The sequence below is a fragment of the Mucilaginibacter kameinonensis genome, assembly GCF_003675385.1.
GTDB lineage: Bacteria > Bacteroidota > Bacteroidia > Sphingobacteriales > Sphingobacteriaceae > Mucilaginibacter > Mucilaginibacter kameinonensis.
Genome location: NZ_RCWZ01000002.1, coordinates 205,442 through 218,458, shown reverse-complemented (window position 1 = coordinate 218,458; position 13,017 = coordinate 205,442). Strand labels below are relative to the sequence as shown.

At 42.5% G+C, this 13,017-nt stretch carries 10 protein-coding genes; 4 read left to right on the top strand and 6 right to left on the bottom strand.

Translation table 11 applies throughout. The annotated features are described in order from the left end of the window. Positions 1-357: 357 nt before the first annotated feature. On the top strand, positions 358-2,832 hold the full coding sequence (lon, locus tag EAH55_RS07940; RefSeq protein ID WP_121809173.1) for an endopeptidase La: 2,475 nt from the start codon (positions 358-360) through the stop codon (positions 2,830-2,832). 168 nt (positions 2,833-3,000) lie between these two features. Next, on the top strand, positions 3,001-3,960 hold the full coding sequence (locus tag EAH55_RS07935; RefSeq protein WP_121809172.1) for a lipid A deacylase LpxR family protein: 960 nt from the start codon (positions 3,001-3,003) through the stop codon (positions 3,958-3,960). A gap of 163 nt (positions 3,961-4,123) precedes the next feature. Here EAH55_RS07935 and arfB read toward each other — a convergent pair whose 3' ends face one another. Continuing rightward, the gene (arfB, locus tag EAH55_RS07930; protein WP_121809171.1) at positions 4,124-4,534 is read right to left on the bottom strand and encodes an alternative ribosome rescue aminoacyl-tRNA hydrolase ArfB; all 411 of its coding nucleotides are present in this window, start codon (positions 4,532-4,534) and stop codon (positions 4,124-4,126) included. Positions 4,535-4,605: 71 nt separating this feature from the next. Between arfB and cmk the strand changes: the two genes are divergently transcribed. Continuing rightward, positions 4,606-5,283 (top strand): (d)CMP kinase, encoded by a 678-nt coding sequence (cmk, locus tag EAH55_RS07925; RefSeq protein ID WP_112567162.1) that lies wholly within the window; start codon positions 4,606-4,608, stop codon positions 5,281-5,283. Positions 5,284-5,348: 65 nt separating this feature from the next. On the opposite strand, the gene EAH55_RS07920 is transcribed toward cmk, so the two are convergent. Both EAH55_RS07920 and EAH55_RS07915 read right to left on the bottom strand, forming a co-directional pair. Continuing rightward, complete coding sequence (locus EAH55_RS07920; RefSeq protein ID WP_121809170.1) at positions 5,349-5,819, bottom strand: deoxycytidylate deaminase; 471 nt, start codon at positions 5,817-5,819, stop codon at positions 5,349-5,351. 91 nt (positions 5,820-5,910) lie between these two features. Next, positions 5,911-7,545, bottom strand: a complete 1,635-nt coding sequence (locus EAH55_RS07915) for an MFS transporter (RefSeq protein ID WP_121809169.1) — start codon at positions 7,543-7,545, stop codon at positions 5,911-5,913. A 167-nt stretch (positions 7,546-7,712) separates the two neighbouring features. Here EAH55_RS07915 and EAH55_RS07910 point away from each other — a divergent pair, with 167 nt between their 5' ends. Continuing rightward, positions 7,713-8,369: a LysE family translocator gene (locus EAH55_RS07910; RefSeq protein WP_110587194.1), complete on the top strand. Its 657-nt coding sequence runs from the start codon at positions 7,713-7,715 to the stop codon at positions 8,367-8,369. A gap of 247 nt (positions 8,370-8,616) precedes the next feature. On the opposite strand, the gene EAH55_RS07905 is transcribed toward EAH55_RS07910, so the two are convergent. The 3 genes from EAH55_RS07905 to EAH55_RS07895 all read right to left on the bottom strand — a co-directional run bounded on the left by EAH55_RS07905 (position 8,617) and on the right by EAH55_RS07895 (position 12,976). Next, positions 8,617-10,524 (bottom strand): amidophosphoribosyltransferase, encoded by a 1,908-nt coding sequence (locus EAH55_RS07905; protein ID WP_121809168.1) that lies wholly within the window; start codon positions 10,522-10,524, stop codon positions 8,617-8,619. An 89-nt stretch (positions 10,525-10,613) separates the two neighbouring features. Continuing rightward, positions 10,614-10,973: a hypothetical protein gene (locus EAH55_RS07900; RefSeq protein WP_121809167.1), complete on the bottom strand. Its 360-nt coding sequence runs from the start codon at positions 10,971-10,973 to the stop codon at positions 10,614-10,616. 23 nt (positions 10,974-10,996) lie between these two features. Further along, positions 10,997-12,976 carry an amidohydrolase family protein gene (locus tag EAH55_RS07895; RefSeq protein WP_162996783.1) on the bottom strand — a complete coding sequence of 660 codons (1,980 nt, stop codon included), beginning with the start codon at positions 12,974-12,976 and terminating at the stop codon, positions 10,997-10,999. Between the last annotated feature and the right edge of the window lie 41 nt (positions 12,977-13,017).

Genomic DNA, 13,017 nt, shown 5'->3' with positions numbered 1-13,017 from the left:
CTGGTAAAACAAAAATGGTATTATATTAACTATCAATACATCAAAATATTATGCAATATGGCAGTTTTGTGAAAATAAATTTCACATGTGCATAAAATTGTGAACAGCGATACTATGACTTTTTTTCATCTTTACCAATAAAATCTTATTTATTTACAATACTTGCCATAAATTTGTAACAAACATATAACCAGTACGTTAAATCAACGAATTATTTGTTGCTATTAATCAGCGTAACTTGGCACAGCTCTTGAACCATACACGGGTGCGATTCATAATCGCGCAATAACCTGTAATTGGCGTAATTGTCGTTTTGCAGGCTGACAACATGGCGTTTTATTCTATAAAATATAATTAATGAATTTCGATCCGTTTGATTTTAAAAATGCTTTACCGGTTATAAATGAGGATTCAGAATTTTTCCCGTTAATGTCATCGGAAGATGAGGAGGAGATGAATAATGAGGAGCTTCCCGATGTAATGCCTATTTTACCCTTGCGCAATACCGTTCTTTTTCCGGGTGTTGTTATCCCAATTACGGTTGGCAGGGATAAATCAATAAAACTAATCCGCGATGCCAATAAAGGCAGTCGCATGATTGGGGTGGTTTCGCAACAGGATGTGGGGATTGAAGACCCTACCTTTAACCAGCTTAATAAAGTTGGCACCATAGCACTCATCATAAAAATGTTGCAGATGCCTGATGGTAACACTACCGTTATCATCCAGGGTAAAAAACGTTTTTATTTAAAAGAAGAAGTACAAAGCGAACCCTATATAAAAGCTACAGTTGAGCCCTTCCATGAAATAAAAGGCAAGGAAGATAAGGAGTTTAAAGCCATGGTATCATCCATTAAGGATATGGCCATGAACATTATCCAGCTTTCGCCAAACATCCCGAGCGAAGCGGGTATCGCTATCCGTAATATCGAGAGCACATCGTTCCTGATCAACTTCATATCATCAAACATGAATGCTGATATGAGTGCCAAGCAGCACCTACTTGAAATTGCTAACCTGCGCGAACGTGCCAACCTTGTATTGGAGCACCTGACACTTGACCTGCAGATGCTGGAACTGAAAAACCAGATCCAAACCAAAGTGCGCGTTGACCTGGATAAGCAGCAGAGGGACTACTTCCTGAACCAGCAGCTTAAAACCATACAGGAAGAACTGGGTGGCAACACCCCCGATTTGGAAATTGAGAGCCTGCGCCAGCGTGCCGGTAAAAAGAAATGGGCTAAAGAAGTTAAAGATCACTTTAATAAAGAGCTTGAAAAACTGGCGCGTACTAACCCTGCCGCAGCTGATTACTCGGTACAGATCAACTATCTTGAACTCTTGCTTGATTTACCATGGAACGAGTTCACTAAAGACAATTTTGATCTTAAACGTGCGCAAAGGATCCTGGATAAAGACCACTTTGGCTTAGATAAAGTAAAACAGCGTATTATCGAATACCTGGCCGTACTTAAGCTAAAGCATGACATGAAAGCCCCTATCCTTTGTTTGGTGGGCCCTCCGGGAGTTGGTAAAACATCGTTAGGTAAGTCAATAGCCAAAGCTTTGGGCCGTAAATACGTGCGTATGGCATTAGGCGGCATTCGTGACGAAGCGGAGATCCGTGGGCACCGTAAAACATATATCGGTGCTATGCCGGGCCGTATTATCCAGTCGATAAAAAAAGCCGGTGCTTCAAACCCGGTGTTTATCCTTGATGAGATAGATAAAGTGGGTAACGATTTTAGAGGAGACCCTTCATCAGCCCTGCTTGAGGTGCTTGACCCTGAGCAAAACGGTACTTTTTCTGACCATTATGTTGAGATGGATTACGACCTGTCGAACGTTATGTTCATCGCTACCGCAAACTCATTGAGCACTATTCAGCCTGCTTTGTTAGACAGGATGGAGATCATTGAAGTGAACGGTTATACCATTGAAGAAAAAATTGAAATAGCCAAGCAACACCTCGTACCAAAACAGCGCGAGGCCCATGGTTTAAAAATAAAAGATGTTAGCCTTAAGGCCGATGTGCTTGAAAAGGTAATTGTGGATTATACCCGCGAATCGGGCGTACGTTCATTAGAGAAAAAAATAGGCTCGGTTGTACGTGGTGTGGCCAAAAACATTGCCATGGAAGAGCCATACAACAGTGTTGTCAGCAAAAAAGACATCGAGAAAATTTTAGGGGCTCCTATTTTTGATAAAGACCTTTACGAAGGCAACGACGTAGCTGGCGTTGTAACAGGCTTGGCCTGGACTTCGGTTGGTGGCGATATCTTGTTCATAGAAGCAAGCTTAAGTCCCGGAAAAGGCCGCTTAACGCTAACAGGCAGCCTTGGTGATGTTATGAAAGAGTCGGTAACAATTGCACTCGCCTATTTGCGGGCTCATGCTGCCGATTTTGATATCAATCCAAAACTATTTGACCAATGGGATGTACACGTACACGTACCTGCTGGTGCTACACCTAAAGATGGCCCGTCGGCAGGTGTAACTATGCTTACAGCATTGGTATCGGCATTTACACAGCGTAAAGTAAAACCTAACTTGGCCATGACCGGTGAGATCACACTTCGTGGCCGTGTGTTACCTGTTGGTGGTATTAAGGAGAAGATCCTGGCTGCCAAACGTGCCAATATCAAGGAGATCATTTTGTGCAAATCAAACCAAAAGGATATCCTGGAAATTAAAGAAGATTACACAAAGGACCTTAATTTCCATTATGTTACCGATATGAAGGATGTGATAACCCTTGCCCTTCTTAACGAAAAGGTTAAAAAGCCGATAGATCTTACCGTTAAGGAAGATGAAAAAACTGTGATTAATTAAGCAGTTTACTTACCAAAAAAAAGCTTCACGGCGTACCGTGAAGCTTTTTTGTTTTCCCCTTAAGCAATAACTGTGAACATGACGTCAATTTCAAACACACAAACTGATAACTACTTTATTTGCATTGGGTTTTTTATATATTAGCGCACATATACTATATAAACCCCAATGCCTAATAAACTATTTTTAACACTGGTATGCCTGCTAAGCGCTACCTGTTTATTTGCACAAACCCGAGGTCACGAATTTGGTATTCAATCTGATAATGACTCATTCCTTGCCCAGGGATCTGACAGGTATTACACCAACGGTATTTTCTTTTACTATCGTAAAGCTTTGCCGGTTAAACCTGCTGAAAAAGATCTGGCGAACAAAGTTTTGGGCTTTGAATTGGGGCAGAAAATGTTTAACCCGCAATCGGGCTATGTGCGCGGACCATTTGATATAGACAGGCCATTTGCCGCTTATACCTATTTAGGCTCGACACTCAACTTCCTTTATAAAAACGAAAGCAACCTGAAGTTTGGCGCTCAACTGGGCGTTGTAGGTCCAGCTGCCGGTGGCGAGCCAGTACAAAAGCTTATCCACAATACGTTTGGCTTTTATCAGCTTAACGGCTGGCAGTACCAAATCAAAAACGATGTGGAACTTAACCTTTCGGCCGAGTATAATAAGCTGTTAGCCCGCGCTTCATGGATCGACCTTACATTTAGTTCATATGCTAACCTGGGCAACGGTTTTACTGGCGCGGGTGCAGGCGGAATGATACGTATAGGCAATTTTAATCAACTATTCAATTCTATTAGTACTCAAAGTACGGTGTCAACCGGAGGTGAAGATAAACTACTACATAAGCACGAGATTTTCTTTTACTACAAGCCTTTAGCCAATGTAGTTGGCTATGATGCTACCATACAAGGCAGCTTGTTCCGCAAACATGATGACCCTAATAGTTTGGAGGTTACTTCAGAAAAAAAACCTTTTATATTAAGTCAGCAGGTTGGTGTAGCTTTTACCACCAGTCGTTTCGCGTTTGATATTGCTGCGGTATTCCATACCAAAGATGCCAAGGAAATGATCCGCTCGCACCAGTGGGGATCAATTACCGGGTTTTACAGGTTTAAGTAAAGAGATTAGAGGTTGGAGATTAGTGATTAGGAGCAACGCGCTACATCAACCACCATGTCATTGCTGTAAGGAACGAAGCAATCGCACGGAAGCATTGCCGCTCTGTATTGTATGCGATTGCCACGCTTCGCTCGCAATGGCGTAGTTTTAGTGAATCCTCAAACTAATCTCTAAAATCTATTTTTCTATTCTCTTTCTTAGCCGACTGCATTTTCTTATTATCCAACCTCGCGGCTTTAGCGGCTTTACTTACTTTGGTTGGCTTTCGTACTTTAGGCTTTTGGAGGGCTTTTGTCAGCAATGATATTAATCTTTCAATTGCTTTTTCTTTATTGAGATACTGGCTCCGCTCCTCATCGCATATCACCTGCACGTAACCATCTTTATTAAGCCTGTTTTGTAACTTATCGGTTAGCAGCAACTTTTCTTCATCGGTAAATAATGCAGATGAGGCTATCGAAAATAACAGTTCAACCTTGCTCGAAACCTTGTTTACGTTCTGGCCGCCCTTTCCTCCGCTTCTTGATGTTTTGTAGCTTGTTTCCTTCTGGAGATCGGCTTTGGTAAAATTCATCCCCAAAAATAAGTCTAATTGCGTTAGCTCCGGCAGGCCATTTGACGATTATTTGCTAACTTAGCAGCTCTATGAACAACAACATCGTAGTAGCTATTGACGGCTATTCATCGTGCGGAAAAAGCACCCTGGCAAAAGCTTTAGCAAAAGAGCTTCATTTCATTTATGTGGATAGCGGTGCCATGTACCGTGCAGTAACTTTATACTTTTTAAGGCATAAGATCGATCTGGAGAACCATGCGCAGATAGCTGAAGCCTTACATAACATCCATCTTAACTTTCATACGCAAAATCATAAAACCTTTATCACTTTAAATGAAGAGGATGTATCTGATGAGATCCGTCAGATGCATGTTGCCGAAAAAGTTAGTTCGGTAGCTGCAATTAAAGAGGTGCGCGTAGCTATGGTAAGGCAGCAACAGCGTTTAGGCCGTTCAAAAAACATCATTATGGATGGCAGGGATATTGGCACAGTAGTATTCCCGGATGCTCAGGTGAAGCTGTTTATGACTGCCGATCCGAAGATCCGCGCCGAACGCCGTTATAAGGAATTATTGCCAACAAACCCTACCATCACCTTAGAAGAGGTTTTTGATAATCTTGCCCACCGCGATTACCAGGATACAACCCGTGAGGAAAGCCCTCTTACCCGCGCCGAAGACGCCATTATATTAGATAACACCGACCTAAGCCAGGACGAGCAGCTTATGTTTGCCATAAGCCATATAGAGCCGTTTATTGCGGAGTAAATCTTGAACCTTGATTTTTAGGATTAGAGGATTTCCTGATATATCAAACAACATCAGGAAATCTTTTAATCAAGCGCATCATGGTTCTGTTTAAATTTCTCTGCCTTAACGCCAAACCTGTTTAAAAAATCCACCCCTTCGTCGCTTGGCAGGCCTTTATACTCAGCATAGGATTTGTCATAGTAAACATGCGTTATCCCCGCCGAATAGATAAGCCTTGCACATGGCAAACACGGCGATAGCGTGGTATACAGCGTAGCACCTTCAAGTCGCGCCCCGTTTTTCACGGCGTAAAGTATAGCATTTTCCTCGGCATGAAGGGCAAGTGAGCAACTACCTTTTGAATCGCGTGCACATCCAACTCCTGGCCATTCCTCATCGCAATTATGCGTGCCTGCAGGAGGCCCGTTATAACCGATGGATATAATCCTGGTATCGCGCGTTAAAACCGCTCCAACGTGTGCTTTAACGCAGTGAGAACGCAATGAAAGGTCATTGGCCAGGTTCATGAAAATATGATCAAAGCTGGGTTTCATAGTTTAATTCATTATGTCATTAAACGTCATTGGGTCATTACTTCATTTAAAAATGACTTAATGACCCAATGATCTAATGACTGATTAAATATTAATGTCCGCCTTTAACTTCAACGTGGTCAAGGTCGATACCCTGACTGCGAAGCTCGCGGCTAACTTTCCATGCAAAATAAGCAAGGTATGCAAAACCAATTACAGGCACAATGTATGAGAAGTGGATACCGCTCACACCTGGAATAACACCGGTTGCACCGTCAGCAATTTTACCTTGCAACGGCGGAATGATTGAACCACCCAAAATCATCATGATCAGGAATGCAGATCCCTGGCTGGTGTACTTGCCTAAACCGGTAATTGCCAACGAGAAAATTGATGGCCACATGATAGAGCAGCATAAACCACCGCTGATGAATGCGAATGTAGCAACCTTACCTGTAGTAAATAAACCTGCAAGCATGAACGCTACACCTAACAATCCAAGTACCGATAATGTACGGGTTGGCTTTTGCTGACCGATGAAGAAAGCCACTACCAGGATAGCTACACAAATTGCATAAGCATACAAGTTGCTTACATTAACGCCAGTGGCAGCATTCACTAATAAAACAATGCCAAAAGCAAGGAATGGAATTAACACATATAATATGTATTTAACCGATTTTGAAAGGTTGAAAGCGTCAATAGAACCCGCAAAACGGCCAATCATCAAACTACCCCAGTATAAAGAAATATAAGGAGCGATATCAGACTCGGCAAAAGAACCAAATTCAGGGGTTTTTAATAAAGCGCCCATGTTACTTTGAATAGTTACCTCGGTACCTACGTAAGTAAATATGGCCAGCATTCCTAATATCAACTGTGGGTACTGCATAGCTCCCCAACCTTCTTTGTTCTTTTTGGCGGCGAAAATAGTACCTACCAATGTAAAAATGATTATTGCTAACGAAGCATACACAAAATACTGACTTGGTACGCCGGTAGCCTTGCTGATAGGATCGGCAGCAAGTATCAAACAAAACGCTACAAACATAACCAGCAATGGTGTATTTGCTTTTGAGCTTGACTCGATCTTTTCATCGCTGGTAACTTTTGGTAAGTTTGAGAACCAGAAGAACAAAGCAACCGCGATGAACAGACCTGCCAATAAATAATACAAATTATTAATTGATGATATTTTAACATCGGCGGCAGCGGTTTTAGCAGTTGCGGAACCAAATAATACAACACCTACTACTACCGGGCCTAATAAAGCGCCTATATTATTAATACTACCTGCAAAGTTTAAACGGTTTGAACCAGTTTCGGGTGGCCCTAAGGCAACCACAAAAGGGTTTGCAGCCGTTTGCTGTAATGAAAAACCAACTGCTATAATGAAGAAAACAGCCAGGATAAAGCCAAATGCGCCTGAAGCTACAGCAGGGATCATACCCAACGCACCTACAGCCGAAATAACAAGCCCTAAAATGATACCATTTTTGTAACCCAACTTGTTCATGATATCCACCTTACTTGCTTGTGATGCGAAATAAAGTATCAGTGAGCCAATGAAATACCCACCATAAAAGGTAAAGTCAATTAATTGCGATTCGAACTGGGTGAGGTGAAAGTGCTCTTTACAGAAGGGTATGAAAATACCGTTAGAGGCCGCTAAAAAGCCCCAGAAAAAAAACACGGTAATCAGCGTATACAGGGCTGTACCGTAGTTTTTAGCATTGTTTTGTTCCATTTTAAAGTAGGTTGTACTGATTTGATTTTTGAATCTCTAAACATAATTCAATTTTGGTAAAAGTCTCCACTCTTTTTTAAATAAATTAAATCACAATTTTATGTTTCGTTGTTTAACTGATAAAATTGCATATTCGCAATGTTCAAAAAAGAACAAAGCTTAACTTAATGATAAAAGCCATTGTTTCGGGTATCGGGTTTGGATTAGTACTTACGTTTATAACCGGCCCGGTTTTTTTTGCGCTTATTAAAACCAGTATCGAAAAAGGCTTTCATGCCGGTGTTTCGCTTGCCCTTGGTGTAGTTTGCAGCGATGTGGTTTTTGTGGGTGCAATCCTGTTTGGTTCGCAATATATCGATGTATCCGACCATACCAAGGTCATAGCCGGCGTTGTAGGCAGTGCTATACTATTTGCGCTTGGCTTGTACTATATGTTTAAGAAAAGCGAGATCAATTACGAAAATAAAGTACCCTCAAGTGCCGACCGCTTTGGTTACGTACTCAAGGGTTTCCTGATGTGTATTTTCAATCCTACCCTCCTATTCCATTGGACGGTGGTAATTGGTGCCGCCAGTACAACCTTCCTTGTAGGTACGCCGCACAGGTCATTTCATATTGCTGTTATGTTTTTAACCATACTGATCATTCAGTTCGGCATGGATACCCTCAAAGCTTTCTACGCTAATAAACTCCGGGCACGCATTTCGGTTAAATTTATTCACCGGTTAAATGAAGTTGCGGGCATAGCGCTTATTATCGCCTCGTTAGTGCTTATTGATAAGTTGGTTACACACTTTGTGTTTGCGGCACCGGCAGGATCATAATAATTCAGCTGTCGTAAATAAGATCGAATCCCTGCTTAATATTTGATTCCTTTTAGAAGAAAAGACTTCTCCGCATCGTCATTGCGAGGTACGAAGCAATCCCCGACTTTACAGGGCGGATCTGCTAATAGGGGATTGCTTCGTACCTCGCAATGACGCCCTTAGATATTAAATTGTTTAAAACAAAAAAGGCGATGAAAAATCCATCGCCTTGTATATCAATACCCCTTTAGGGGGGTAAGGGGTTTTACATATAAGCTCTTTGGTTTTTACCTTCCATCCAGTTAACAAAGGCGCGGTTAACAACCTTGTTACCGCCTGGAGTTGGATAATCACCGCTGAAATACCAGTCACCAAGGTTATCAGGACAGGCGATGTGCAGGTTATCTAAAGTTTGATAAATTACCTGTACTTCGCAGTTCACATTTTTAGGGGTGATGATCTGGGCGATACGGTCAGAGATCTGCTGATCGGTAAACATCGCGTAAATCTCTTTAACGTAGTTTTGAACTTCTTCTTTCGGTAATTTCTGGCTGTCTTTACATTTTTGGTAAACATCCAGGATCACATCTTCCCTGTCCATTTCTTTCAACAGGCTGATTGCTGCCTCAAAAGCAACAAACTCGCCCATGCGCGACATATCGATACCATAGCAGTCAGGGTAACGGATCTGCGGAGCAGATGAAACCACAACAACCTTTTTAGGGCCAAGCCTGTCAAGAATTTTCAGGATACTTTGTTTCAGCGTAGTACCACGAACAATAGAATCATCCAATACCACTAAGGTGTCGGTGCCTTTTTTGATCAATCCATAAGTAGTATCATACACATGGGCTACCATTTCGCTACGGTCGGCATCCTGTGTAATGAACGTGCGGAGCTTAACATCTTTAATGGCGATCTTTTCAACACGCGGCGCAACCTGGAGTATTTCGGCAACCTTCTCTTCGGTAATATCGGCTCCAAGCTTCACTAATTCTTCGTGCTGATATTTCTTCACATACTTGTGCATACCTTCAACCATACCGTAAAAAGCAACTTCTGCGGTGTTTGGTATGTACGAGAATACTGTGTTTTTGATATCATGATTAACAAAATCCAGGATTTGCGGACAAAGCAACCTGCCTAATTGTTTACGCTCACGGTAAATGGCCGCATCACTGCCGCGTGAAAAGTAGATCCGCTCGAACGAGCAAGCTTTTCTTTCCTGTGGCTCGCTGAACATATCTTCGGTGATCTTACCGTTCTTTTTAACGATCAAAGCATGACCCGGGCGAATTTCCCTGATCTGTTCCATCGGTATATTAAAGGCGGTTTGGATAGCCGGACGCTCAGAAGCAGCAACAACGATCTCGTCATTATAATAATAATAAGCCGGACGAATACCAGCAGGGTCGCGCATAACAAAGGCATCGCCATGACCAAGGATACCGGCAATGGTATAACCACCATCCCAGTTTTTGGCCGATTTACGAAGGATCTTGGCAACATCCATATCATTAGCGATAAGTTTGCTAATTTCCCTGTTATCGTCCAATCCCTCACGTTTGTACTGATCAAACAAGCCTTGATTTTCGGTATCAATAAAGTGGCCTATTTTTTCGAGCACGGTAACGGTATCGGCTTTTTCTTTTGGATGCTGGCCTAAAGCATATAACTGCTGCAATAACTCATCAACATTGGTCATGTTAAAGTTGCCTGCAATAACCAGGTTACGGGTCATCCAGTTATTTTGCCTTAAAAACGGGTGGCAGCTTTCAATGCTGTTTTTGCCATGGGTACCATAACGCAGGTGCCCTAACAAAACCTCGCCGGTAAAGCTAACGTGTTCTTTAAGCCATTCGGCATCGGCCAGTTTTTCGGGAGCTTCTTTCTGAATATCCGCAAATTTCTTTTGGATGTATTCAAAAATATCAGCAACAGCATTTGAAGCCATTGAACGGTGACGGCTGATGTATCTTTTGCCCGGTTCAATATCCAGTTTAATGGTAGCAACACCTGCGCCATCCTGGCCGCGGTTGTGCTGTTTTTCCATTAAAAGGTAAAGTTTGTTCAGGCCGTACAGTGCAGTTCCGTACTTTTTCTGATAATAAGATAGTGGCTTTAGTAAGCGGATAAATGCCACACCGCATTCATGTTTAATCTGATCGCTCATGATTCGGAATGAGGCTGCAAAGGTATCATTTTAAAATGAAGTATCAGTAAAATCTATTGTCATAACATTGCATTTATTTGCAACCCTGTTTAATCCGCTTTATTAGGGTAAAAAGAACGCGTAACCTCAATATATCCAACTATATGATCGTTAAACTCTTCAAGTTCTTCGGCCGGGACCCAAAGCTCATCGTGTACAACACCACCCACATTTTGCACCTCGTAGCGTTTCAAATATTCAGCAGGCAAACTAAATTTAGTTACAAAACCCGAACCAGACGCAGGCACATTCCAATCCCTTGCTATTTGAATGGCATACTCCTCGTTCATCACCGGGTAAAAAATAGGTTGCTGAGCTAAGCGTTTGGGAAAACGCTTAAAACCCGATTCTTCTATCAGTTTTAATTCTTTTGGCCCAACTGGCCTGTAAAGTATCGTTAATCCTTCCATCCGTAACTTAATAAACCACTCCCCTACTTTTTAAACCCAACCATCTGGTGCAACTTAACCGGGTCATAGATCCGGCCTTCCTTTATTACTCCCGATACCTTCCTGATATCGCTGATATTCTTCAGCGGATCGCCATCGATGATCACAAGATCGGCTTGTTTCCCCACTGCAATTGAACCGGTTGTTTTATCAAGGCTCATTACTATAGCTGGTGTTATCGTTGCTGTTTTAATAGCCTGTGCCGGAGTTAGGCCAGCTTCAACATAAAGTTCAAGCTCGCGATCTACACTGTAACCCGGGAAGCCCATATCTGTACCGGCAACTATTGGAATTCCTGCATCATACAGCACCTTAACCGTTTTCTTCATGCTTTCATACAAGGGCTTAAGCTTAGCCGCCTGCGCAGGTTCTACGCCCATATTTTTAAACAAGGCTTGAAGCGGCAAGGGCAAATTGTAATAATTAGGTTCCAATTTGGTGATATCATCCTTAACATTACGCAGGGCCAGTTCAAAAACACCAACTGTAGGGTCTATAACCACATGATGATCTTTTATAAATTTAATCGCGGCAATACTTACAGAATCATCAAAAATAATTGACCTGTCCTTATCCCGTTTCATGATTGAATACACGTACTGAACATGGTTAACCATATTCATCCCCGAGTCAACCCCTTGCTGCAAGGTCATCCCATTCGGGATGTGACCTGTTACAGTTAAACCCAACCGGTGTGCTTCATCGCAAATAGCTTTTACTATAGCCGGTTTTACCGAGCTGTAGATCTTGATCTGCTGAAAACCATTTTCTTTATAACGATCAACTGCCTTTATGGCTTCTTCTTTAGTATCCGCCTGAATAATGCCCAATGCATAAGGCCCCTTGCCGTCAATGATACCAGCTTTAATAATATTAGGCCCCACACCTTTGCCTCCATCAATAGCCGCTTTTATAGCGTTGATATAACCAAACTCATTACCGCAATCGCGTACGGTGGTAACGCCTGCGGCAAGATAAGCAGGTCCCCATTCGGCCTGTTCAAAGTGCGCGTGCATATCCCACAGGCCCGGCAACACAGATTTTCCTTTAGCATCAATGATCTTCGCCCCTGCCGGAATTTTTACTTCGCCAACTTTGCCGGTTTGTTTAATAATGCCATTCTCTATTAAAATAACAGCGTTGGGCATACTTGTTCCAGTATTTACTTCAACCAGGTTTCCGCCGGTAATGGCTATCACTTTATCAACCTTACCTGTTGGCGCAGCAGCTTTGGCAAATAGTTCCATACCATAAGTGGCAGCTTTACCGATCAGTTGCGGCAGTAATTCTTCATAAGGCACACGCATCATTTCCAGCTTGTCGCCTTCCGCGTCATTAGTGATCAGGCAAATGAGTTTACCTTCCTGATCTGTCCAAACCAGTTCGTTACCCCAAACCAGGCCGCTAATAGTAAGCCGGTTTAACACAAGTGGCTTACCGTTAAAAGTAAGCTGATCTATACCTGATTTTTTGATTTGAACCGCGCCAAATGGCAAGGTGTGAATACTTTCGGGCTGTTTATGCTTATTCCAATACTGAATGAGCACCTGTTGCACAGTGCCCGGCGAATACCCCGCTACCGGGAAACTCAAGGGTAATAACTTTTGAGTATAAGATGAATCATTAACGCTGATTGACGCTTCGCCACCCCGGGTGGTCACTTTATCATCAATGGTCGAAAACCTTGAAGTACTTCCTTTGATCGTCAATTCAAGCGGTTCAACAGCGGGGTTTACCTTTAATTCGGCTTTAAGGGGTACCGGCGAGCCCCGGTCGACGAACTTGAAATCGATAGTATAATGAACCGCGTCTTTATATTTATGTACGTAGTATGTTTCCTTGCCTATATGCTGTTCAAATTTGTGCAGGAAAAATGTTCCGCTGTCTGTAGGCAAGTCGGTTTGTGCGCTGGCATTTGTTATGAGAGCTGCAAAAGCTGCCAATAGTAATAGATGTCGTTTCATAAGGTCAGTAAAGTTAATGTAAGATAGCAGTTTGCCGGACA

Excerpts from the sequence above, each read along its gene's own strand:
- lon (WP_121809173.1), top strand. The coding sequence starts at position 358 with ATGAATTTCGATCCGTTTGATTTTAAAAATGCTTTACCGGTTATAAAT.
- EAH55_RS07910 (WP_110587194.1), top strand. The coding sequence starts at position 7,713 with ATGATAAAAGCCATTGTTTCGGGTATCGGGTTTGGATTAGTACTTACG.
- arfB (WP_121809171.1), bottom strand. The coding sequence starts at position 4,534 with ATGAATTTTACCAAAGCCGATCTCCAGAAGGAAACAAGCTACAAAACA.
- EAH55_RS07915 (WP_121809169.1), bottom strand. The coding sequence starts at position 7,545 with ATGGAACAAAACAATGCTAAAAACTACGGTACAGCCCTGTATACGCTG.
- EAH55_RS07900 (WP_121809167.1), bottom strand. The coding sequence starts at position 10,973 with ATGGAAGGATTAACGATACTTTACAGGCCAGTTGGGCCAAAAGAATTA.
- EAH55_RS07905 (WP_121809168.1), bottom strand. The coding sequence starts at position 10,524 with ATGAGCGATCAGATTAAACATGAATGCGGTGTGGCATTTATCCGCTTA.
- EAH55_RS07935 (WP_121809172.1), top strand. The coding sequence starts at position 3,001 with ATGCCTAATAAACTATTTTTAACACTGGTATGCCTGCTAAGCGCTACC.
- cmk (WP_112567162.1), top strand. The coding sequence starts at position 4,606 with ATGAACAACAACATCGTAGTAGCTATTGACGGCTATTCATCGTGCGGA.
- EAH55_RS07895 (WP_162996783.1), bottom strand. The coding sequence starts at position 12,976 with ATGAAACGACATCTATTACTATTGGCAGCTTTTGCAGCTCTCATAACA.
- EAH55_RS07920 (WP_121809170.1), bottom strand. The coding sequence starts at position 5,819 with ATGAAACCCAGCTTTGATCATATTTTCATGAACCTGGCCAATGACCTT.